Origin of the sequence: Pelodictyon phaeoclathratiforme BU-1 (genome assembly GCF_000020645.1) — a bacterium.
Classification (GTDB): Bacteria; Bacteroidota; Chlorobiia; order Chlorobiales; family Chlorobiaceae; genus Chlorobium; species Chlorobium phaeoclathratiforme.
In genome coordinates, this window is sequence record NC_011060.1 from 1,394,863 (window position 1) to 1,416,112 (window position 21,250).

The window sequence follows — 21,250 nt, forward strand, 5'->3', positions numbered from 1 at the left end:
ATTCTTGTTGCTGGATTCTTTTTTTAGGCAGAGTTATATAGATTGACATTATTTTGCAATAAGAGTCAGCCCTTTCAGTGAACAAATTGGAAGATGAGATTCTCAAACAGAGAGGCCCCATGAGCTTTACACATTTGGACAAGAGCGGTGACATTGCTATGGTTGATGTTTCCGGAAAACCGGGTACGCTCAGAGTTGCGAGGGCATCCGGCTTTATCCTGATGCAGCCGGAAACAATTGAGCGTCTCTCTCTTGACGGCTTTCCGAAAGGGAATGTTCTGACCACGGCCAAGCTTGCCGGTATTTTGGCTGCAAAAAATACAGCCCACCTTATTCCTCTTTGCCATCAGCTCAATCTCTCATGGGCTGATATTGTTTTTGATGTCCGGAAAGAGCGTATTGTCATTGTCGCGACGGTGAAAACCAGGGAGGCGACCGGTGTGGAGATGGAGGCTTTGACTGCAGTATCAGTAGCCGCGCTGACGATCTATGACATGTGCAAGGCTGTTGACAAGAGTATGGAGATTGGTTCGATAAAACTTGAAACGAAAACAGGCGGGAAGTCTTCCGTAACTGAGGGTTACCGACCGAAAACATCCATTATTGTTGTGTCGGACTCCGTCTCTTCCGGACGAGCAGTCGACCGTTCGGGTCAACTGTTGCGTGAAGGGTTTGAGGCTACCGGTTGCCCGATTGGCGAGGTGAAGGTTATCGCCGACAATCAGGAGGAAATTATTGCGGTTATTGATGAGTGGACGGCAGGATGTGTTGAGCTTATCGTCACAACAGGAGGAACGGGCCTCGGGCCTCGTGATGTAACCGTTGATGCGCTGCTTCCTAAATTTTCACGGAGATTGCCGGGAATTGAGCAGGCTCTTTTCAACTGGGGACAGGGAAAAACCAGGACGGCAATGCTTTCGAGGCTTGTCGCCGGTATGGTGGGCTCGACGATGGTGATTTGTTTACCCGGAAGCACAGGTGCGGCAGGTGATGCGATCGAGGTGCTTTTGCCCGCACTGTTTCATGCTTTTACCATGATGAAAGGTGAGGGACATTCATGATGATAACCGTTCAGGAGGCTCACAGCCTTATCAGTCAAACAGTTGTGCCATTGGGCATAGAGGAGCTTCCGCTTGGTCAGCTTCTGGGAAGAGTGCTTGCGCTGGAGATGACGGCGCCCTTTTCGCTTCCTCGTTTTACCAACGCAGCAATGGATGGTTTTGCTCTCAAATGGAGTGATATTTCCACTGCTTCGAGGCAGCTTCCTACTCCGCTCCATGTTACACAAAAGATACCGGCTGGTACTTTGTCAACCGAGCCGATTGCTTTCGGTTGCTGTGCGGAGATCATGACGGGTGCACCACTCCCGGAAGGAGCTGACACAGTGGTGGCGTTTGAAGAGAGTAGCGGCTTTGGTACTGAATTTGTTGATATTTACAAGGCGCCGAAAGAGAGGGCTAATGTGCGTTACCGTGGTGAAGAGGTCGCTATGGGTGAAATCGTTCTTCGTAAAGGGACATTTCTGTCGCCCTCTGAAATCGCCGTTCTTGCCTCATTTGGTATTGCATCGGCAGCAGTTTTCAAAAAGCCGAGGATTTCAATCGTTACGGTTGGTGATGAAGTCCGCTTCCCGGGTGAAGAGCTTTGTGGTGCTGAGATCTATAACTGCAACCGCTTTTTACTTGAAGCAGCTTGCCGCTCAGTCGGAATCGAGCCTGCCGTGGCTCACCACGCTCCTGATGAGAGGGTAGTGTTACGGGAGCTGCTCGCTCGTGCTCTCGGCGAATGTGACCTGCTTCTTACTGCTGGCGGTATCTCACAAGGAGAATATGACTTTGTCCAGCAGGAACTTTCGGCACTTGGTGTTATAAAAAAGTTCTGGAATGTTGCTCAAAAACCGGGTAAGCCACTCTATTTTGGTTCTTCATCCGAAGGGAAAGCAGTTTTTTCCCTCCCTGGTAACCCTGTTTCTGCGCTGGTTTGTTTTGTGGAGTATTGCATCCCGGCGATCTGCGCCCTGGCAGGAAAATCGGCACCTGAAAAATTTCGGGCAACTCTTGAGGAACCTTTTCCTTCAGATAAGAAGCGCCACCGTTTTCTTCTCGGACGTGTGCGGGCTGAAGAGGGGAGGCTTTGGTGCAGAATATCTCCGAAAGTTGAATCCCATATGATAACATCGGTTGTGGGCTCGAATTGCCTGATTGAAGCAGAACCCTCTTTTGAGAAGCTTGCCGGTGGCACTGAGGTGCTTTGTGCGATGCTTCCCTGGTCAGATCTTTAGCGCCATGCTGTTTCATCCGTTTGAAATAGCCTTTTGTGGATATTCCGGTTCCGGAAAGACGACGTTGATTGCTGCCATTGTTCGCCAGCTTTCAGCAAGGTTCTCCATTGCCTACTATAAGCATGGTTGCCACAGGTTCGACATCGACCGCGAAGGCAAAGATTCCCATGTGGTCGCTCTGGCCGGGGCATCCACCGTCATGATCTCTGATCCTGAAAAACGGGCATTGATTACCGGGCACAGCCCTGGTACTCCGCTGCTTGAGCGTCATGCTTTTTCAGACCACGATTTACTCATTGTCGAAGGGCTCAAGGAGCTTTCACTGCCGAAACTGGTTCTGGTTGACCGGGAACGCAAGATACTTGATCTTGTCGGAAAGGGAAGCCTCACCCATGTAGTCGCCCTTGTCGTGCCGGATGATCCGGCTACCTATGCTTCATTCAGCATCCCTGTTTTGTCTCGGGACGATATCGGCGCCCTTGCGGCCTTTCTTGAAACACTCTTGTTTGATCGATCCCGGAAAGAAAGTCCGCTGTATGGTCTCGTCCTGGCTGGAGGACGCAGTGTACGCATGGGGAGTGACAAGGCGCTTCTTGCATACCATCCCGATAATCAGCTTGTTCACACTGCCGCGCTTTTGCGACAACAATGCTGTGAGGTTTTCGTCTCCTGCCGCGAGGAACAAGCGGATACATACCGCCATTTTGGTATGCCCCTTATCACCGACTCCTACCTCAGCATTGGACCTATGGGGGGGCTGCTCTCTGCACAACGGTATTCTCCCGACGCTGCATGGGTTGTTGCCGCATGTGATCTGCCTCGCCTTGATGAGGCTACTCTTCAGCAACTCACTTTACAACGCAATCCCCTGCGTTTCGCTACGGCCTTCAGAAACCCGCAGTCAGGTTGCCTTGAGCCGCTCTGTGCCTGCTATGAACCAAAATCCCGCATGAAACTGATTCTTCGGCATCTTGAGGGAGACAACTCCCTCTCAGCCTTTCTTAAAGAGTCCCGTATCGAAGAGCTGGTTCCCCACGATGGCGGGGTACTGTGGAATATCAATGATTCCGAAAGCAGGAAAAGATTATGCCGTTCTTGAAAAATCGTACAAATTTCCGGCTTACGGCACTCTCCAAGCGTTGTTTAGATAGTTTCCGCTTATGGGCGATAGAGCTGTTATTATTTTATTGACTCATCTCGTTTCAACATTTTCGTCCACTCTTCCATCGCAGCGTTTGCCACAGGGTTTGGGGCTTCAAGAAATGTGATAATAAACGTGTTTTCGAGTTCAACAATACCGATTGAGCGAGGCCTTACTGCCATTACTCCCGGATTCTTGATTTCCTTGCCAAAGCAGAAAATAATATTTTTGGCATCTCTGATTTCATCGGCAATAAAACCGTCGGGTAGCGTGGTTGTATATGCATAATGGTCAAAGATTCCAATGAATTTCACAATCGGGTTACTTTCGATTATTGTCTTGAAATGCATCAAAATTTCATCAACACTCTTGCAGTTTGTTTCATTTTTATCAAGTTCAAGGGTGTAGACCGGGTATTTCTCCTGTAACAGTGTCTGCCGCATAATGTTCTCCTCCTTTTTTTAGTTGAAATGTTAGTTGAAATGAAAATTTGGTTTCATGGCAACCTGACCCTGAGCCGTGACTTTCGTCAGCACTCCATTGCAGAAACCCGTTAAAGCTCTTTCAAGATTTTGTGATTCTGCCCTGTAGAGATCAATAGCTGTCATCTGTGGTCTTGCTAAAACTCCTGCACCCGGTACATTACATTATGCCGATACCGGGTTGCAAGAAGAGATTGGCAGGAGTGCATTGTCCGTGATCGTGATGCATTGATATTTTTGGGATAATTCCAAACCCATTTCCCTCCTTATCTGCAACACCAAAAAGGATGCACTCCCGAAATGATCACTGATTTTATTCCCATGGAATGAGTCTTTTCTCATGAGATATTTCTACCTTTCTGGTAACCCTGACCTTCTGGTTAAAAGGTGAAGAGCTTGATACCCTCAGCCCTCATTTTTTGGGCAATAACCGGAGGCTTTGCGATACTGACGCCGTTGATTAATTGAGATTCGCTCATATTGACATTGGGCAGAAACAGCGGACATACTTCAACCGCGACACCGCGTGCAATCAATGCTGCAAGGAGCATCTGTGGCGATTTGTTTATCGGCTTGAACATGGTCTGCTTGCTGTATTTTAAAGCAAGTTTTCCCGCTTGACCGCACAGCAGAATTTGTACCGATTTACCCTGTTCGATTGTCTGCGTCGAAAGGACAAGGGCCATCATCTGGGTCATCGGCTCTTCATCGGTGAGGATGACAAAGAGTCCTTTTGTGTTGTCAACGCTTGATGCAGGCTGAGCTGCAGCCGCTATTGTTGGCTCTGCTGCCATTGTCTGTATCGGGAAGAGCAGGGCAAGCACAAAAGCGAGGGTTGCGGTTTTTTTGCTGAAAAGTGACATTATCAAATCTCCTGTGAATGGTTTAAGATATTGGATGCTGTTTTTTTTATAAAAGAGAGCACTCTCCCTATTATAAGCATATGCTTATAATAAGCCTAACCGATTTTGTAAAATAATTGAATACCAGAAGTCCTCTTTCCGCTTTTTTGCCTGTTGATAGTGTGTCCTGAAAAATCAGTATTTCGTTAACCCCATTTCAAGGAATCAGATTGCTACATCAGAGAGGAATTGTCATAAAACCGGATAAAATTTGAAAAACCACTGGTAACGGTTGTTTTTCGCAAAATGTACCACTCTGTTGCTCATGGTGGCAGCAAAGATGATGTAAAATTATGGCTTTAAAGGATGGCGTCACCAGCAAAAGAAATGGATGAAATCAGTTAACCGATTTTAATAAAATTATTTAAAAAGGTGTAACGCGAAATAATTTTGATGTAGGAACATTATCGATGCATCGTTACATTACAGTTCACGTCTGTTATACAAGAGAAATAATCCAGGAAAATAGCTGCTGTTTGGTTCCTTTTTTATAGAAAATGCGGTAAGAAAATCGCTCTGAAGGGGAATATTTATGCATAAAAATATTACGCGCCGTCAGTTCCTCAAAGTTGCCGGTCTCTTGGGAGGTATCTCTCTTTTGCGACCGTTGTGGAGCCTGGGGCATAGCTCGCTTGATAACAAATCAGCTTCTGCCGGTGGAATGGTTCTTTGGGTTCCAAGTATTTGCAATTTCTGTTCCTCGTTTTGTAACATCAACGTGGAGACGAAGATAGAAAGTGGTGTCAGGCGCGTTGTCAAGATTGAAGGAAACCCGGAGAGTCCCCTTAATCGTGGCAAAATCTGCGCACGGGGACAGGCTGGATTATACCAGACTTATGATCCTGATCGTCTCAAGCAGCCGCTTATCCGGGTCAAGGGCAGCAAACGCGGAGAGTGGAGTTTCAGGGCAGCTACATGGGATGAGGCATATAACTACATCGCAGGGAAACTCATGAAGGTTCATCCATGGGAAATAACCCTGGTGGGAGGATGGACTGCCTGCGTCTCGTATATGCACTTTAGTTTACCCTTTATCAGGACACTCCAGATTCCGAATATCATTGCCTCTCCTCTTCAGCATTGTGTTACCGCTGGTCATTTTGGCACCGATCTTGTGACTGGCAACTTTAACGTTCATGATGAAATTCTTGCTGACTTTGAAAATGCACGCTATATCCTTTTCAGTCTGAACAATGCTTCCGTTGCAGCGATCTCGACAGCAAGAGCCGTCAGGTTTGGACAAGCCAGAAAAAATGGTGCAAAAGTGGTCTGCCTCGACCCTCGGGTGAGTGAATTGGCCTCCAAATCAGATGAATGGATACCGGTAAAGCCAGGTACTGATCATGCCTTTTTCCTTGCAATGCTGCATACGCTGCTTCGTGAAAAACTTTATGACGACTCCTTTGTTTCCCGGCATACCAATGCGCCTTTTCTCGCCTACAAAGATGAAAAAGGGCTTGTCTGCCTGGCCACTGACAAGGGGAGTAACGGTAAACCATCATCATACTGTGTCTTTGACCAGCTCGGGCAGCATATCGTTGCCGTTCCTGCCTATACAAACACCAATGAATGGTCGAAAGGCAAGAGTCCTATTCTGCCCTTGCTGCATGCCCCCACAGGATTGGTCTGGAATGGGCATGAAGTAAAAACGGTTTTCGACTTTTTTATTGAGGAGTCTGAACCATTCACTCCTGAATGGGCTTCCAGCATTACCGATATTGATGCAGCAACCATTCGACGTATCGCCATTGAATTCGGACAGGCCAGGCCGGCATTGGTTGATCCGGGATGGATGGGCGCCCGTTATCACCATCTCATAGGTCAGCGCCGCCTTCAGGCCATTCTTCAAACGCTGGTTGGTGGAATCGATAAGCCGGGTGGATGGCTGATGAGCGGCGAATATCACCATAAAGCTGAAAAATTCCGGCAAAATGTACAGAATGGCAAAGGGAATGAAAATGTGCCACCGGTCGAATTGCCTGGCATGGGGTTTGCCTTTGCGTTGCTTGATATTTTTGGAAATCCGGATGCATGGGAACATGGAAAGCCGGCATTTTCTTTTGCGTGGGCAATGGATCAGCAAAAACAGGGAAAACCTTCGGTGTTCATTCCTGCCATGGCCGATGTGGGTCTGCTTGAAGCGGTCAGAGGCGAGTTTAACTATAAAGGGGAGCCTTACCGTGTCAAGGCATTTCTGATGAATGCGGCAAATCCGATACGTCATTATTTCCCGGCCAAGCGATGGGAGGAGATTCTTTCCCACGAAAATGTTGAACTTGTCGTTGCTATTGATGTTCTTCCGTCTGACACGACGCTCTATGCCGATGTTATTTTGCCCAATCACACCTATCTTGAGCGTAATGAGCCACTACTCTATCCCCTTGGACCAAGTACGGATCTTGGATATACCACCCGTCTGCGAGCCATTGATCCGCTTTACAATACGCGTGATACCTCCGATATGCTTTGTGAAATAGCGGAACGTATGGGTAAGCTTGAACCGTTTCTTGATGGAGTTGCCGAGTATGCCGGACTTGACAGTGAGATGCTGAGAATGGAGATCCATGCCGCAAAAAAAGCTGGAACTCCACTTAATGAAGCGTTTCTCAAGAGCGCATATGTTTCCATGGGGAAGTTTGCTGGTCATGTGAGGGGAAAAGAGATGACGGGCAGTGAGGTCGAGGCCATTATTCGCAAGAAAGGGATGCTGATGCTCAGGGATGCTGCAACTGTCCTGAAGGAATCTAACATGCCCGGAAAAATACCCGTTCCGACAATTTCCGGGAGACTTGAGCTGTACAGTCCGGTTCTTGCCTCGTTTGCTGATACTGCGGGTGTGCAGCCTATCTTTAATCCTGTACTTGGTTATGTGCCCAGAGTTGTCAGCGACAGGTTGGAGAAGCCATCTCTTGATGCCAATGAATTTTATTTTACCTATGGAAAGGTGCCGGTTGTTTCCCATGCTTCCACCAACAGTAATAATCCAATTCTTGCTTCGGTAACACGTCCTAAATCGGGTGCATTCATGGGGTTGTGGATGAACAGCCTCCGGGCAGGGGAGCTTGGGCTGAAAAACGGCCAGACCGTTGAGGTGACCAATCTTCGTTATGGACCCAAGGTAAAAGCCATACTCTTTACGACCGCAATGATTCGTCCAGATACGGTTTTTCTCCCCTCCTCATTCGGCAGTCGCAGTAAAAAGCTCTCGGTTGCTGGCGGAAAAGGAACCCCGCTGAATGAACTTATGCCTTACAGTATTGAGCCGATTGCGGCTTCATTCATGTCACAGGAATTTACGGTAAGCGTTCTGCCGATTTAACAGTTAAATGGAGGAATGAGAGCACATGGCCCGTTATGGAATGGTAATAGATATGCGTACCTGTGTTGGATGCCAGGCTTGTATGGTTGCCTGTGCAACGGAAAACCAGACTCCGTTCTGGAGCGATAAATTTCGTACGCATGTTGAAGATAAAGAAAAAGGGGTGTATCCGGATGTTCAAAGAATCTTGCTTCCGCGCTTGTGCATGCATTGTGAAAACACCCCATGCTTGTCGGCGTGTCCTACCGGTGCAACCTCTATAACAAAGGATGGTATTGTTCTTGTCAATTATGACCGCTGCATTGGTTGCTATGCCTGCTGTATAGCCTGTCCTTATGACGCCCGCTATGCCTATGAGAGTGAAGATGTCGATACAGAAAAGGAGCTTTACGGAGATCTTTCGACTCACGGTGTTCCGCATGTCGATAAATGCACCTTTTGTGAGCACAGAATTGAACAACACCGGGAACCGGCATGTGTCACTACCTGTCCGACACATACCCGAATCTTCGGTGATCTTGACGAGCGGTCGAGTGCTGTGCACAAACTCGCCGCAAGCGGAAAGGCGACAGCGCTGAATCAGGGACTTGGAACATCTCCAAAAGTATTTTATATCCCATCATAGAAAGGAGAATACTTATCATGACATTTGTTCATCAGGAAGTGTGGGGCTGGCAGATTGCGACCTACCTTTTTTTGGGAGGACTGGGGGGGGCTACTTTTGCAATAGGTGCGATTCTTCATCTTTTTGAGGGATGCGACCGGAAAATGCTCTCTATTGCAGTATTGTCCTCAATCGGGTTTTTAGTTCTCGGTACCGTTTTTCTCCTTGCAGATATGCTTCAGCCACTGAAAGCTGCCTATGCTTTGACTAATCCGAAATCCTGGATCTTCTGGGGAGTTGTTTTCATAAACTTTTATTTTCTGGCGGCCATCGTTTATGTCATACCGCTACTTGAAGAGTGGCCAAAACTCCTTCCGATTATCAAAAAAATTCCTGCTGGTTTTCTGGGATTGCTTGAACGGTTTAATCGTCTGGCAGCACTGGGTGGATCTGCGGCAGGTTTTCTTATCACCATCTATACGGGACTGCTGATTTCCGCCGCACCCGCTATCTCTTTCTGGAATACCCCGGCACTTCCTCTTTTGTTCGTTTTTTCCGGATTTTCAACCGGCGCAGCCTATCTGCTGCTGTTGTCAACGATTTCAAAACAAGAGGCATCCTGGAAGGTAACAGAAAAACTGGAGCAGCTTGATGCTATCCTGATTGTGAGTGAATTGATTGTTCTTGGCGCCTATTTCAATTTTGCGCTTTTTTTGCCAACAGGAGCCAGAGAATCAGCAGAATATCTTTTTCATAGCCCTCTCTTCATCGTTGGTTTTTTTATTGCCGGACTTGTTGTTCCTCTTGTTGTAGAGACGTATGGTATTTTTTTTGCCAGCCATTCAAATAAATCAAAATCACTGCTTATGCTTGCAAGTACACTTGTACTTGTTGGCGGTTATCTGTTGCGTCTTTATGTCCTGAACGCAGGGCTTTATCAATATCCTTGGTAAACGCCTCTTTTTTTGTATCAAACTCATCATGGGTATACTGAGTGTATGCCGTTTCTTTATTTTACGTTATCTATGTCTATCCCCATCCAGCACGCATTTGTTTTCAGGTTTCTCAGCCTTGCTTTCGCCTATCCCAACGAGGCATTCCTTTCTGAATTGAAGAGTATTGCAGATAAAATCAATGACAAAACCGGTTCATTCATTCGGTTGATTGCATCTTTTGAAAAAGAAAAGCAGGAAATGTTGCAGGCAGAGTACACTCGTCTCTTTATTAATGGTTATCCTCACACACCATGCCCACCCTATGAGTCTGTCTACCGGGAAAAAAGAATGCTCGGACAGGCAAGTATTGATGTACAGGCGCTCTATCGTGAATGGGAGATGAGTGTCGAAACAGGTTTAATTGATCATATTGCCACAGAATTTGAATTTCTCTCTTTTCTGGCTTCAGCTTCAACAGTGAAAACTATCGCAACAGCCGCAAAGGATTCATCAGATCATTTTATCAAGGAACATCTTTGTCGCTGGGTACCACAGTTTGTTGGTGATCTCAAATCAGCTACATCTCTTGACGCCTATCGGCTACTGGGAATCCTTGTTGAAAGTTCACTCAAGGCTTGCCGATAAAGGATTTCTCCGTCATTAAATTTTTTTATTTGTAAAGATTATTAGGGAATGCCGGTTTATGAGCGATTTTAAAAACAGATCACAGCTTTACCAACTGAAGAAGAGAGTCTTGAAAGGATTGGCTGAATCGCCTCAGAATCATGACAACGAGGCAATGGGTACAGGAAAAGGAGTCGGAGGTCAAGGATGTAGACCAATGAGTTCACTTGCGCATGGTATGCGTTTCTGTTTGGTATCATCGTTTACGATATGAGCTGCCTCGTAGATACGTTTCATCGCCATGTGGACTATGTGAGGATAGCGGTTACCTCCCGGTGTAATCTGAGATGTTCTTACTGCATGCGCGAAGAGCATGAAGGGAGAGCCGACACAGTATCACTTCTTGACAAAAATGAGATCAACACGATTATTGCTGTGCTTGCTGAACTTGGTTTTTCAAAAGTGCGCTTTACGGGTGGAGAGCCTTTACTGCGAGAGGGTATTGCAGGGCTGGTTCGTGAGGCAAAACAACATCCCTCTATCAAAACCGTAGGCCTCACAACGAACGGCGTTCTGCTTGACCGTTTTCTTCCTTCTCTGATAGATGCCGGGCTTGATACCATCAATTTCAGTATCGACACGCTTGATCGAGGACGATATTACGCCATAACTCGGCGAGACGTCTATAGACAGGTGCGGAATAATCTTGATAACCTTCTTAAAACAGCTCTCATAGCGGTGAAGCTCAACGTCGTGATGATGCGGGATATCAACAGTGATGAAATTTGTCGTTTTGTCGATTTCACCAAAGATTATGATGTGACTGTTCGATTTATAGAGTTACAACCGTTTGATGATAATCAAATTTGGCGAACAGGCAGATTTTTCGGGGCCGATAAAATCCGGGAGTTACTGCAACATCACTATCCCGGGCTTCAAGCCATCAGAGGCTCTGCAACACAGTATTTCAGTTATTCCCTGCCAGGGCATAAGGGTTCGATTGCCATTATTCCGGCATTTACAAGAAACTTCTGTAATGAGTGCAACAAGATTCGCATTACCTCGGACGGGAAGATCATCAGTTGCCTTTATGAAAATGAGGGGCTAAACTTGCTCCCACTGCTTCGTAGCAATGCCGGACATCAGGCTCTCGGTGATTTGTTCAGGAAAGCGGTGTCTCAAAAACCGGAAGATGGCAAACATGCAGCCGGAGGTTTACAAAGAACCAGCATGTCGGAGATTGGAGGGTAAAAGATTTTTTGAAATGCGTTATTCAGCCTTTTTCAGTATACCCATATCCGGTTTTATCGCACCGCCCCTCATAACCCGACAGAAAATTCCCTCCTTTGGCATGATGCACTCACCTGTTGCACTTTGTATGGCACACTTCGAATCATGACATTCCTTGCCGATCTGGGTGATTTCAAGTACAACGTCATCACCGACCAGCAGAGAATCGCCAATAATGAGGCATGAAAGGTCAATACCTCGCGTTACAATATTTTCTGCGAACATCCCGTGAGTAAGTTCCGGCATTTTTTTACGCATCCGGTCAATACTCTCACCTGCAAGAATTGAGACCTGACGATGCCAATTACCTGCGTGAGCATCGCCCTCTATACCCCAGTCCGGCCTCAACGAGATCTGACTGACGACTGTTTTTACGGTACCCTTTGCTTTACTGATACAGACTGATTCTATAAAGCCCACACCTTGAGTGTCAAGAGAAACCTTTTTTGTTCCGTTCATTGTAACAAATTATAAATAATTAACTTAAGCACTACCTCGATATCGCCTTTTTCCCGGATTTATTGAAGCGAGCTAAACAAAAAACCAGTGACACCACACTTCAATCACCGTTACCATCGAAAAAAAAAGTAAAAGAAGGGAATGCGTTATACCGGGTAATCTACAACATCACAGACTTATAAAAAGAGTTATTTGTTCTCGCTTTAAGCCAGCATATTGCACCTGACAAGTTTTGACTATTTTATGTTTAAAATCATTACGCAGCTTGCTTAATTATAACCATATGCTTATAATTGAGAACAGACATTTATATTCAATCTTACTATAAGCGTACTTGCTCCCATGAAAAGTGAAATGATCATCACGATAGGGGACGGAAGGAAAGTTGATGCTGAGTTCAATGGATTTACCATTCATACTGACCAGTCGGTACATGCCGGAGGTGAAGGTTCCGCACCTGAGCCATTCACACTTTTTCTTGCCTCAATCGGAACCTGTGCAGGAATCTATGTCTCTTCATTTTGTAAAAGCCGTGGAATTCCTGTAGATGGTATCCGTCTTGTACAATCACATTTTACAGGTGAATCAGGTCGTGGTATAGGAAAGATTGAGATCACCATCGAACTGCCTCCGGACTTTCCTGAGAAGTACAAGGATGCTGTTATCAATGCAGCCAATCTCTGTGCAGTGAAAAAACATATTCTGAATCCACCGGAATTTGTTGTAAAGACAGTTACAAAATAATCAGCCTGAAATTTGCAGGGAGTTACTGGTGAAGAAAGTATTTTTGTGTGTGGAATGATCGGAATTGATAGTCGGAAATAGTGCATGCAAAGCAGGAACATAAGGGAAAGATGAAGGAATACGAGAATCTTGTAACTCTTTTTTGCAGTACAGATACGGGTTACAATGCAGGGTTTGTCTTTAAAAAAAGCATCAGGGAGGTTTTTCTCTCTTTTTCTGTTATTGGTGGTTGGTTCCGGAAAAGCGGTGATAGTGACCGTAAAATTTCCGGGTGGTTCTTATGAAAACCAATCGGGTCGGGCGTCCGACTCATTGCCGAAGCATTCAGGATATGCCCCGGATAACCTGTTTTAAACCGGAAGGGGTTCCTCCTGAAGAACTGCAAAGTATTGTATTGACGCTTGATGAGCTGGAGGCTATACGATTGGCTGATAAAGAGGGGTTATACCAGGCTGATGCGGCAATAAGGATGCAGGTATCTCGTCCAACTTTTGGCCGTATTCTTGAGGCGGCCCATAAAAAAGTTGCAGAGGCAATTGTTGACGGCAAAAAACTCTGTATTCAGGGTGGTACGTTTCGCTCCCTTTGCGACTCGACCCTTACTGACCGTCCAAATATTTGTGAATGTCCCGAATGCGGTCTCAAGCTTCCGCATCAGAAGGGAGAGCCTTGCAGGGAAACAGTTTGTCCTCATTGCCAAGCCCCCCTGAAGCGCATGGGAGGGTGTCTTCCCGAATTTCTCCCTCAGGTATGAGGGTTTTGACTTAAAGTACCCTGTATCTTTAACTATTTTACCGTTTACCATGCCTGATTCCTGGAACAGTCCTGATAAATTTAATCGCGAAGCATCGCAGTGGGATGAGAACCCTCGAAGAAGTGAGCTTGCTTCGGTTGTGGCCAAGGCTATCATTGCAACGACCAAACCGACGAAAACCATGCGAGCCCTTGAATTTGGATGCGGAACAGGTTTAGTCACTCTTGAAATTGCACCGCTTGTAAGTGTGATTTCAGCGATTGATACTTCACAGGAAATGCTTGCTGTGCTTCAGGAAAAAATCCGGAGATTCGGAATCACGAATATAGAAACAAGGCAGATTGATCTTATGGCATCTCTGCAGAACGGTAAACAGGAAGAGTGCTTCGATCTGATCTACAGCAGCATGACCCTTCACCATATCAGTGATACGGCAGAATTTCTCAATCGCATCTCAAGCATACTCGTTCCTGGTGGTATGATTGCTATAGCAGATCTTGACAAGGAGGATGGCCTGTTTCATGACGATCCGCTGGAAAAAGTTCATCATGGGTTTGAGCGCGAGGAACTTGCCGCTATGCTTCATACGGCAGGGTTTCAGAGAACGATGTTTGAAACAGCACATCTCCTTGAAAAGGAGAACAGGGAGAGGAAAAGAGCTGTGTATCCGATTTTTTTGGTTACTGCTCTAAAAGCGAAATCCTGAGATTGGCTTGTGTCTGATATTGATAACAAAAGAGATAATAGGTTCACAATGATTACGAAACAGAGGAACACGATGCAAAAGAAAAGAGTTTTTGTAAGCGCCGGGGTATTGCTTGGGATGCTTTTTTTTGCCAGTTGCACCAGTAAACCACAAAAGAGTACCGATATTGACGGAAACAGCTACACGGTTATGAAGATGGGGTCAATGCACTGGACAGGAGAAAATCTTGATGTCGCACACTATCGTAATGGCGATATCATACCGGAAATAAAGGATCCCGCTGTGTGGACAAAACTGACAACAGGAGCCTGGTGTTATAACGGGAATGATGCAGAAAATGGCAAAATTTATGGAAAGCTCTATAACTGGTATGCGGTCAATGATCCGAGAGGTCTTGCCCCTGCGGGATGGCATGTAGCCACTGATGCCGAGTGGTCAGAGTTGGGAACTCTGCTTGGTGGAACAGAAAAGGCCGGTGGAGCAATGAAGGCAACCTCACACTGGAAAGAGCAGAGTGCCGGGTCGAACAAGAGCAGCGGATTTAACGCTCTTCCGGCCGGAGCACGCAGGGACACCGATGGAGAGTTTATGGCGCCAGGAGGGTACAGTCGCTTCTGGTCATCAACGGAGTTAACAGCAAAAACAGTCAGGGTTAGCGCTATTGGCTATTTTGACGCGGTTTTTCGGCAAGGCAAGGCTGGTAAAAATAATGCATTTTCGGTTCGCTGTGTAAAAGATAAGGATTGAGAGCTTTTCCTGTCAGTGAGTGTTTCTGCCGTGCGTCGTTACAAGTAAATTTTTTTTTCTGTATCGTAGAACCCGATAATATGTTGTGTACATGTTTGAGGGGTTTGCTGTACTTTTTTATAACTTTCCCAATAATAAAAATATTTTTGACATGAATATTGATCGTTTTGTTTTTGCCGTCGCAGGCTTCTTTGTGTTTTCGAGTGTCCTCCTCTCTATCTATCACGATCAGAACTGGCTCTGGTTTACAGGTTTTGTGGGTGTAAACCTTTTTCAGGCGGCTTTTACAGGGTTCTGTCCACTTGCTAAAATCCTGAAGGCTGTTGGCGTTGAACCCGGACATGCTTTTAAATAGTATTACTTTTTTTTTTGTGAATCCGCATATACATAAACGCAGGAAAATCGCCCATAACGTTTTGCATGTATGGATAAAACGAGCATTTATTTCGAACGATTGAAAAAATTGACACTCTATGGCGAAAGTTGTTGTTTTGGGAGCGGGGGTTTCAGGTCATACCGCTGCTTCGTTTCTCAAAAAGAAACTTGGCAAACATCATGAGGTGGTTGTTGTTACCCCGAATGCATATTATCAGTGGATTCCTTCAAACATCTGGGTTGGTGTTGGTCGGATGACGATTGATGATGTTCGTTTTGAGCTGAAAAAAGTGTACAACCGTTGGGGAATTATCCTCAAGCAGGCCAAAGCGATTGAAATCCATCCGGAAGGTGATGGTCAGAGCGCAAGAGGGTATGTGACGATTGAATATACTGACGGCGTGCGAAACGGAGAGAGGGAGATGGTAGACTACGATTATCTGGTCAACGCTACCGGGCCCAAGCTGAATTTTGACGCTACAGAAGGTCTCGGCCCGGACAAGAACAGTTTTTCGGTCTGTACCTATGGCCATGCAGCTCATGCCTGGGAGCACCTGCAGGATAACATCAAAAAGATGCAGGCAGGCCAGAAGCAGCGGATTCTGATCGGAACAGGTCATGCCATGGCGACCTGCCAGGGTGCGGCCTTCGAATACATCCTGAATGTAGCCTATGAAATCTCAAAGCTTGGTTTGAGTGACAAGGCACAGATTACCTGGATTTCAAATGAGTACGAACTGGGCGATTTCGGTATGGCGGGAGCGTTTATCAACCGGGGAGGCTACTACACGCCGACGAAGGTCTTCACTGAATCGCTTATGGCCGAGTATGGTATCAACTGGATCAGGCGAGCCGGGGTTCATCAGGTTGATCCTGGCAAAGTATATTACGAGACGCTCGAAGGAGAAGAGAAGAGCCAGGAATTTGATTTTGCCATGCTTATCCCCTCATTTTCAGGCGTGGGACTAACCTCTTATGACAAGTCAGGAGCAGATATTACCGAGAAGATGTTTGCGCCGAACAAGTTCATGAAGGTCGATGCCGATTATACTGCAAAACCTTTTGAAGATTGGGAGGCTGATGATTGGCCCTCAATTTACCAGAACCCTCTGTTTAAGAATATCTATGCTCCGGGCATTGCTTTTGCACCACCGCATCCCATCTCAAAACCGATGTCGAGTCCGAGCGGTCGTCAGATTTTCCCGACAGCTCCTCGTACTGGAATGCCTGCAGGTGTCATGGGCAAAATTGTGGCGCTGAATATTGCCGAGAAAATCCAGGGAGCCGAGGAGCATCAACACAAGGCATCGATGAGCAGAATGGGTGCAGCATGTGTCGTGTCGGCAGGATTTGGATCACTTGATGGTCTTGGTGCCTCAATGACTCTCTTCCCGGTTGTTCCGGACTGGGAGAAGTATCCTGATTGGGGTCGTGACATGAACTACTCACTCGGTGAGGCTGGTCTGGCAGGGCATTGGCTGAAAGTCATCCTGCACTATCTCTTCTTCCACAAAGCCAAGGGCTATCCCTTCTGGTGGCTGATTCCGGAATAAGCCCCCTCTTTCAGAATAACATTCAACAATCAAAAACCTATGAGCAAGAATAAAGTCAAGGCATACTACGATGAGGCTTATCCACCGGTACCTTCGAAAGGGACGCTCTACTGGCGGAAGAATCTGCTGTGGCAACTTTTTCGATTCGTCGTTTTAAATGTTAAAATCATGCGGATCGTTGTCGGCGGGCACTCCTGATGTTCTAATAGTAAACTGCCGCATAGAAAAGATTTTTTTTGATCTCGCTGATCACAAACTGGTAACTTTGTCTGTTTTTCCACCAGAGCACTCTGTCCCACCATGAAGGGGTTGTCGATACAAGAATAAATGTTTTTGACGAGCCTTTAAATGCCCGGTTCCACGTTTGATGAAGCCGGAGCATGTGTGGGGGATCGCTGACGATAATAGCGCTTTTCCATCCCTTCTTTTCCATAGTGTTCGACGTGTTCTCCGCCTCTTCCCATGTGGTTTTTGATTTGGTATCTATTTTGATTGCCTTTTTGGGGACGCCAAGTGCTATCATCCGGCGTTCACGCCAATTCGGGTGGCTGGGACGATAAAATCGCTCATCAATTCCTGTCAGAATAACATGGCTTGCATATCCTGCGTTGTAGAGTTCTGCGCCTTTGCGTACCCTTAGTCCGTTATCGCCTCCCAGCACAATAATGACATCGCATTTTTCAGGGTCTGCGGCATGTTGTGAAACCAGTATACCGAGGCAGGATAACAAGAGAGCGGCAGCGGTGGTTAGTGAAAGAAAAAAAATCAGGGTGATTTTAACAAAAAGTCTCATAGCAACAATTGAGGGTTTTGATACGACAATACAACCAGTTCGGTTGAGAATTGCCTGGTTACGGGGATTATAACCAATTTTTTAAAGCTTGCCGCAGGTTTGCCAATAAGGAATATCATGCAGTTAACCTGTTCGGCTTGTACCACATTTCGTATTCGTGAGTCAGTTGAGGTTCAATCCTTTCCAGGGATCTCAATATGCGTTTTTGCCGATCAATACCAGATAAGAAAAAAGAAAGAATAGTGTATTTTTATTTTATTATTTAGCTTGTCGTTACACGAATTTGTGTGCCAAGTATCCTGATATATTTGGCGTGTACTCGGGGTAAAAAAAGACGATACGGCTTGATGCTTCTGCCAAAAGCTTAAAAAGAAACTCCAATGACAGTGGACGGTGACAAAAAAAAAACAGACACATGCTCTTTCGAAGAGGAGCGGATTGGAGTTCGTGAACGAGCTTTTACTAAAGCCATGGTTGAGAGTCTCCCTGGATCATTTTCTATTAATGATGCTCATGGACGACTTGTCTGGTGGAACGCCTATCATCGTGATGAAATTGTTGGAAAAGATGAAAGCGAAATGTCTGAGACCAATGCAATGGAGGTCTTTCATCCCGATGACCGGGCCTTTGCATTGGAGAAAATGCTGAATGTGCTGAATTTCGGTATTGAAGAGACCTCTGAAGGAAGAGTCATGTTGCGTGGAGGACCGAAATTTCAATGGAGAATGATCACGGGCAAGAGAATTATCATTGAAGATCATCCGTTCGTTGTGGCTGTTGGTATTGATATTACTGAACGCAAGCGGTTTGAAGCCATTATGGCATTGCGACTGCGTCTTCTTGAAATGGCGGAGCATTCTACTGCCGAGGAGTTGCTGAGAGCGACACTCGATGAAGCTGAACGCCTTACGGAGAGCGTAATCGGTTTTTTCAATGTTATTACTGAGGATCAGAAAACATTTTCAATACGGGTATCATCATTATTCCGTCAAATCAAGACGCAACTACCGGAAGGGGAAGAAAACGCTATCGCCCTGGATGAAGAGGAGATATTGACCGATGCGATACGGGAACGTCGCAGCGTTATTGATAATAATTACACCGGATCGCTCAACTGCTTTTCTGCGCAAGAGCCCCATGCCAGTTTCAAACGAATACTTATTATTCCCCTGATGCGAGGGGCAACGGTTACTGCACTTCTTTGTGTTGGAGGCAAGTCTTACGATTATGATGACGATGATGCAAGAACGGTGGGTGTACTGGCCAATCTTGCATGGGATATTGTCTCTCGTAAACGTGCCGAGTTATCAGAAAAGAAAATACAAGAGGTGCTTTTGCAGGCTCAAAAGATGGAATTGCTTGGTCAGCTTGCCGGAGGTATCGCCCACGATTTCAATAACATGCTGGGGATAATTCTCGGTAATGCAGAAACGGCTATGAAGAGAGAGGTCATTGAAGAGCCTCTTCTGGGTAATATGAAAGCTATTCTTAAAGCTTCCGAACACTCAGCAGATCTTTGCAATCAACTTCTTGCATTCTCCCGGAAGCAGGCCGTGATGCCTATCGTTCTTGATCTGAACAGCATGGTTGAAAGGATGCTTACGGTACTCAGGCGACTGATGGGCGAAAATATCTCCCTGCTCTGGATACCTGAACGTCGCAGTACCCCGGTCAAGATTGATCCTGCACAAATGGAGCTTATTCTTGGCAACCTGTGTGTCAATTCTCGTGACGCTATCCATGATATAGGTGCAATTACGATCAAAACATGCAGGATTCATGTTGATAAATCCGAATCCACTGCCGCTCATCCCTGTTGTAAGGAGTCTGGTGATTATGTGATGCTCAGTGTGATCGATAACGGCTGTGGTATCAATAAAAAGGATCTTCCACATATTTTCGAACCCTTCTTCACGACAAAGGAGAGAAGAAAAGGTGCAGGAATGGGTCTTTCAACAATCTATGGTATTGTCAAACAGAACCATGCCGCTATCGAATGCCAGAGCGAACAGGGCAGGGGAACCACCTTCAACATTTATCTGCCACAGCATATCGGTTATGCAGATCAGGAGGAGAGTGAGCAATCGATTGTATCGGCTGGTGGAAGAAAAGAGATGATACTGCTTGTAGAGGACGAGCCTGATATCCTTAATATCTATAAGCTGATGCTCGAAAATAATGGCTATACCGTACTTGATGCTGCGGCTCCGAGTGATGCTCTGCGGATTGCCAGTGAGTACAAAGGGCAAATTCACCTCTTGATAACCGACGTCGTCCTGCCTGAAATGAACGGTTGTGACCTCTCAAAAAAGTTGGAATCACTTTTCCCGAAGCTGAAAACCCTTTTTATGTCTGGTTACACCACAGACTCCATTAACAAACAAGTGGGGGGAGAGTTGGGAGTGAATTTCATTCAGAAGCCATTTTCTATTGATGCGCTCATCAGCGCAATCAATAAAATTTTTACACTTCCTGGATGAGTGAAACAGATGCTGCAAGGGATAGCATGGTTGCACCATCCTCCAACGGGAGAAGGCGAGGTATGAAAAAGAAGAAGATGGTGGGCTCCCTCGGCGTTGTCATTACGGGGGGGAGTAGAGGGCTGGGATATGCTCTTGCTTTGGAATTTCTTGCAGCAGGTGATCGCGTGGTCATTTGTGGCAGGAACCCCGGGCGCCTCGATGAAGCAATACAGACTCTTCAGCAGGCAGTGCCATCTGGTGAAGTATATGGTATTGTGTGTGATGCAGGAAATCCATCGGGTGGAAGGGAACTTGCGGCTTTTGCTGCCGAACGACTCGGAAGAGTTGACCGATGGATCAACAATGCCGGAACCGCCGGGCTGTTCAAGCGCCCTTTATGGGAACTTCATGCGGAGGATATCCTGGAAACCTGTACGACCAACCTTTCAGGCTCTGTCATGCTGTGTGCTGAAGCCGTTAGAGTGATGGATCGCCAGCCCCTCTCCCCTGAACCGGTGTATCATATTTTTAATATGGGTTTTTCATCGATCGGGGCAAAATTTTCGCGTTCAGCGCTGTCACACAAGGCGTCAAAAAGAGGGGTGGCAGAACTGACGCATTTTCTCTACAGAGAGTTGAAAGCTGCAGGAAAAACGAGTATCGGTGTTCATGAGGTGAGTCCCGGTCTCGTGCTGACGGACTTGCTGTTTCAAGATGCCACGGAAGAGGCAATGAGGTTTTTCTCTGTTATCGCAGAACGAGCTGAAAAGGTTGCTTCCGTTTTGGTGCCGAAAATACGGGAGATAACCAGACGCACAAGTCGTATAAGGTACCAGCCACTTGTTATGATGTTTTTCAGGTTGCTCATTGGAATGAAAGTGGTTATCGGCAAACCAAAAGAGGTTGGTCGAGCCAAAGGGCACTCCTGATTGATCAGAAGAAAGGAAATGCCCAATAGGGGGATCAATACTGCGGCTTGTTAATGTCGCAGAGTTGTTTCATTATCAGGTTACAGCTTTTAATTAAAGCGAGTTTTTCATAAATTGGCAACGTCAAAAAAAGCTGTCGGTATAATCTCT

22 protein-coding genes are annotated in these 21,250 nt (G+C 46.2%); 17 read left to right on the forward strand and 5 right to left on the reverse strand.

The features are described 5' to 3' along the window. Positions 1-119: 119 nt before the first annotated feature. From moaCB to mobAB, 3 genes are read left to right on the forward strand one after another with little or no spacing between them, the layout of a single operon-like run. Complete coding sequence (gene moaCB / locus PPHA_RS06620; protein ID WP_012508085.1) at positions 120-1,061, forward strand: bifunctional molybdenum cofactor biosynthesis protein MoaC/MoaB; 942 nt, start codon at positions 120-122, stop codon at positions 1,059-1,061. After that, on the forward strand, positions 1,058-2,281 hold the full coding sequence (locus PPHA_RS06625) for a molybdopterin molybdotransferase MoeA (protein WP_012508086.1): 1,224 nt from the start codon (positions 1,058-1,060) through the stop codon (positions 2,279-2,281). The genes moaCB and PPHA_RS06625 overlap by 4 nt, the downstream gene beginning before the upstream one ends. Positions 2,282-2,285: 4 nt before the next feature. Next, entirely contained in the window at positions 2,286-3,380 is a 1,095-nt protein-coding gene (mobAB, locus tag PPHA_RS06630; RefSeq protein ID WP_012508087.1) for a bifunctional molybdenum cofactor guanylyltransferase MobA/molybdopterin-guanine dinucleotide biosynthesis adaptor protein MobB, read from the forward strand. Between the two features lie 80 nt (positions 3,381-3,460). Here the strand turns inward: mobAB and PPHA_RS06635 are convergent, their stop codons facing one another. The 3 genes from PPHA_RS06635 to PPHA_RS06640 all read right to left on the reverse strand — a co-directional run bounded on the left by PPHA_RS06635 (position 3,461) and on the right by PPHA_RS06640 (position 4,767). After that, complete coding sequence (locus tag PPHA_RS06635) at positions 3,461-3,865, reverse strand: DUF6858 family protein (protein WP_012508088.1); 405 nt, start codon at positions 3,863-3,865, stop codon at positions 3,461-3,463. A 30-nt stretch (positions 3,866-3,895) separates the two neighbouring features. After that, positions 3,896-4,030, reverse strand: coding sequence for a hypothetical protein (locus PPHA_RS16525; RefSeq protein WP_263053231.1), 135 nt, complete (start codon positions 4,028-4,030; stop codon positions 3,896-3,898). A 254-nt stretch (positions 4,031-4,284) separates the two neighbouring features. Next, on the reverse strand, positions 4,285-4,767 hold the full coding sequence (locus PPHA_RS06640; protein ID WP_012508089.1) for a DsrE family protein: 483 nt from the start codon (positions 4,765-4,767) through the stop codon (positions 4,285-4,287). A 571-nt stretch (positions 4,768-5,338) separates the two neighbouring features. On the opposite strand from PPHA_RS06640, the gene PPHA_RS06645 reads away from it, so the two are divergent. The 5 genes from PPHA_RS06645 to moaA all read left to right on the forward strand — a co-directional run bounded on the left by PPHA_RS06645 (position 5,339) and on the right by moaA (position 11,539). Beyond that, positions 5,339-8,125, forward strand: a complete 2,787-nt coding sequence (locus PPHA_RS06645) for a molybdopterin-dependent oxidoreductase (RefSeq protein WP_012508090.1) — start codon at positions 5,339-5,341, stop codon at positions 8,123-8,125. 25 nt (positions 8,126-8,150) lie between these two features. Continuing rightward, positions 8,151-8,750: a 4Fe-4S dicluster domain-containing protein gene (locus PPHA_RS06650; RefSeq protein ID WP_012508091.1), complete on the forward strand. Its 600-nt coding sequence runs from the start codon at positions 8,151-8,153 to the stop codon at positions 8,748-8,750. A 17-nt stretch (positions 8,751-8,767) separates the two neighbouring features. Beyond that, positions 8,768-9,682 carry an NrfD/PsrC family molybdoenzyme membrane anchor subunit gene (nrfD, locus tag PPHA_RS06655; RefSeq protein ID WP_012508092.1) on the forward strand — a complete coding sequence of 305 codons (915 nt, stop codon included), beginning with the start codon at positions 8,768-8,770 and terminating at the stop codon, positions 9,680-9,682. Positions 9,683-9,754: 72 nt separating this feature from the next. Further along, positions 9,755-10,309 carry a TorD/DmsD family molecular chaperone gene (locus PPHA_RS06660; RefSeq protein ID WP_041526745.1) on the forward strand — a complete coding sequence of 185 codons (555 nt, stop codon included), beginning with the start codon at positions 9,755-9,757 and terminating at the stop codon, positions 10,307-10,309. Positions 10,310-10,558: 249 nt separating this feature from the next. Next, positions 10,559-11,539 carry a GTP 3',8-cyclase MoaA gene (gene moaA, locus PPHA_RS06665; RefSeq protein WP_012508094.1) on the forward strand — a complete coding sequence of 327 codons (981 nt, stop codon included), beginning with the start codon at positions 10,559-10,561 and terminating at the stop codon, positions 11,537-11,539. Positions 11,540-11,557: 18 nt separating this feature from the next. Here the strand turns inward: moaA and PPHA_RS06670 are convergent, their stop codons facing one another. Then, on the reverse strand, positions 11,558-11,998 hold the full coding sequence (locus PPHA_RS06670) for an MOSC domain-containing protein (protein ID WP_012508095.1): 441 nt from the start codon (positions 11,996-11,998) through the stop codon (positions 11,558-11,560). Positions 11,999-12,379: 381 nt separating this feature from the next. On the opposite strand from PPHA_RS06670, the gene PPHA_RS06675 reads away from it, so the two are divergent. The 7 genes from PPHA_RS06675 (at position 12,380) to PPHA_RS15920 (ending at position 17,114) form a co-directional block, all read left to right on the forward strand. Then, positions 12,380-12,781, forward strand: a complete 402-nt coding sequence (locus tag PPHA_RS06675) for an OsmC family protein (RefSeq protein ID WP_012508096.1) — start codon at positions 12,380-12,382, stop codon at positions 12,779-12,781. Between the two features lie 280 nt (positions 12,782-13,061). Then, on the forward strand, positions 13,062-13,535 hold the full coding sequence (locus PPHA_RS06680) for a DUF134 domain-containing protein (protein WP_012508098.1): 474 nt from the start codon (positions 13,062-13,064) through the stop codon (positions 13,533-13,535). Positions 13,536-13,584: 49 nt separating this feature from the next. Next, positions 13,585-14,241 (forward strand): class I SAM-dependent methyltransferase, encoded by a 657-nt coding sequence (locus PPHA_RS06685; protein WP_012508099.1) that lies wholly within the window; start codon positions 13,585-13,587, stop codon positions 14,239-14,241. 72 nt (positions 14,242-14,313) lie between these two features. Further along, a complete protein-coding gene (locus PPHA_RS06690; protein ID WP_012508100.1) occupies positions 14,314-14,988 on the forward strand; it encodes a fibrobacter succinogenes major paralogous domain-containing protein in 675 nt (224 codons plus the stop codon). 151 nt (positions 14,989-15,139) lie between these two features. After that, positions 15,140-15,343, forward strand: coding sequence for a YgaP family membrane protein (locus tag PPHA_RS06695; protein WP_041526746.1), 204 nt, complete (start codon positions 15,140-15,142; stop codon positions 15,341-15,343). 118 nt (positions 15,344-15,461) lie between these two features. Further along, positions 15,462-16,916, forward strand: coding sequence for an NAD(P)/FAD-dependent oxidoreductase (locus PPHA_RS06700; protein WP_012508102.1), 1,455 nt, complete (start codon positions 15,462-15,464; stop codon positions 16,914-16,916). Between the two features lie 39 nt (positions 16,917-16,955). After that, positions 16,956-17,114 (forward strand): hypothetical protein, encoded by a 159-nt coding sequence (locus PPHA_RS15920; protein WP_012508103.1) that lies wholly within the window; start codon positions 16,956-16,958, stop codon positions 17,112-17,114. A 4-nt stretch (positions 17,115-17,118) separates the two neighbouring features. Here the strand turns inward: PPHA_RS15920 and PPHA_RS06705 are convergent, their stop codons facing one another. Then, positions 17,119-17,709 (reverse strand): YdcF family protein, encoded by a 591-nt coding sequence (locus tag PPHA_RS06705; protein ID WP_012508104.1) that lies wholly within the window; start codon positions 17,707-17,709, stop codon positions 17,119-17,121. Positions 17,710-18,089: 380 nt separating this feature from the next. Here PPHA_RS06705 and PPHA_RS06710 point away from each other — a divergent pair, with 380 nt between their 5' ends. Next, positions 18,090-20,189 carry a GAF domain-containing protein gene (locus PPHA_RS06710; protein ID WP_012508105.1) on the forward strand — a complete coding sequence of 700 codons (2,100 nt, stop codon included), beginning with the start codon at positions 18,090-18,092 and terminating at the stop codon, positions 20,187-20,189. A gap of 62 nt (positions 20,190-20,251) precedes the next feature. After that, positions 20,252-21,100, forward strand: a complete 849-nt coding sequence (locus tag PPHA_RS06715; protein ID WP_012508106.1) for an SDR family oxidoreductase — start codon at positions 20,252-20,254, stop codon at positions 21,098-21,100. Positions 21,101-21,250: the final 150 nt, after the last annotated feature.

Bases quoted from the DNA above. Each gene is read 5' to 3' on its own strand.
- moaCB (WP_012508085.1), top strand. From the start codon at position 120: ATGAGCTTTACACATTTGGACAAGAGCGGTGACATTGCTATGGTTGAT.
- PPHA_RS06625 (WP_012508086.1), top strand. From the start codon at position 1,058: ATGATGATAACCGTTCAGGAGGCTCACAGCCTTATCAGTCAAACAGTT.
- mobAB (WP_012508087.1), top strand. From the start codon at position 2,286: ATGCTGTTTCATCCGTTTGAAATAGCCTTTTGTGGATATTCCGGTTCC.
- PPHA_RS06635 (WP_012508088.1), bottom strand. From the start codon at position 3,865: ATGCGGCAGACACTGTTACAGGAGAAATACCCGGTCTACACCCTTGAA.
- PPHA_RS16525 (WP_263053231.1), bottom strand. From the start codon at position 4,030: ATGACAGCTATTGATCTCTACAGGGCAGAATCACAAAATCTTGAAAGA.
- PPHA_RS06640 (WP_012508089.1), bottom strand. From the start codon at position 4,767: ATGTCACTTTTCAGCAAAAAAACCGCAACCCTCGCTTTTGTGCTTGCC.
- PPHA_RS06645 (WP_012508090.1), top strand. From the start codon at position 5,339: ATGCATAAAAATATTACGCGCCGTCAGTTCCTCAAAGTTGCCGGTCTC.
- PPHA_RS06650 (WP_012508091.1), top strand. From the start codon at position 8,151: ATGGCCCGTTATGGAATGGTAATAGATATGCGTACCTGTGTTGGATGC.
- nrfD (WP_012508092.1), top strand. From the start codon at position 8,768: ATGACATTTGTTCATCAGGAAGTGTGGGGCTGGCAGATTGCGACCTAC.
- PPHA_RS06660 (WP_041526745.1), top strand. From the start codon at position 9,755: ATGTCTATCCCCATCCAGCACGCATTTGTTTTCAGGTTTCTCAGCCTT.
- moaA (WP_012508094.1), top strand. From the start codon at position 10,559: ATGAGCTGCCTCGTAGATACGTTTCATCGCCATGTGGACTATGTGAGG.
- PPHA_RS06675 (WP_012508096.1), top strand. From the start codon at position 12,380: ATGAAAAGTGAAATGATCATCACGATAGGGGACGGAAGGAAAGTTGAT.
- PPHA_RS06680 (WP_012508098.1), top strand. From the start codon at position 13,062: ATGAAAACCAATCGGGTCGGGCGTCCGACTCATTGCCGAAGCATTCAG.
- PPHA_RS06685 (WP_012508099.1), top strand. From the start codon at position 13,585: ATGCCTGATTCCTGGAACAGTCCTGATAAATTTAATCGCGAAGCATCG.
- PPHA_RS06690 (WP_012508100.1), top strand. From the start codon at position 14,314: ATGCAAAAGAAAAGAGTTTTTGTAAGCGCCGGGGTATTGCTTGGGATG.
- PPHA_RS06695 (WP_041526746.1), top strand. From the start codon at position 15,140: ATGAATATTGATCGTTTTGTTTTTGCCGTCGCAGGCTTCTTTGTGTTT.
- PPHA_RS06700 (WP_012508102.1), top strand. From the start codon at position 15,462: ATGGCGAAAGTTGTTGTTTTGGGAGCGGGGGTTTCAGGTCATACCGCT.
- PPHA_RS15920 (WP_012508103.1), top strand. From the start codon at position 16,956: ATGAGCAAGAATAAAGTCAAGGCATACTACGATGAGGCTTATCCACCG.
- PPHA_RS06705 (WP_012508104.1), bottom strand. From the start codon at position 17,709: ATGAGACTTTTTGTTAAAATCACCCTGATTTTTTTTCTTTCACTAACC.
- PPHA_RS06710 (WP_012508105.1), top strand. From the start codon at position 18,090: ATGACAGTGGACGGTGACAAAAAAAAAACAGACACATGCTCTTTCGAA.
- PPHA_RS06715 (WP_012508106.1), top strand. From the start codon at position 20,252: ATGAAAAAGAAGAAGATGGTGGGCTCCCTCGGCGTTGTCATTACGGGG.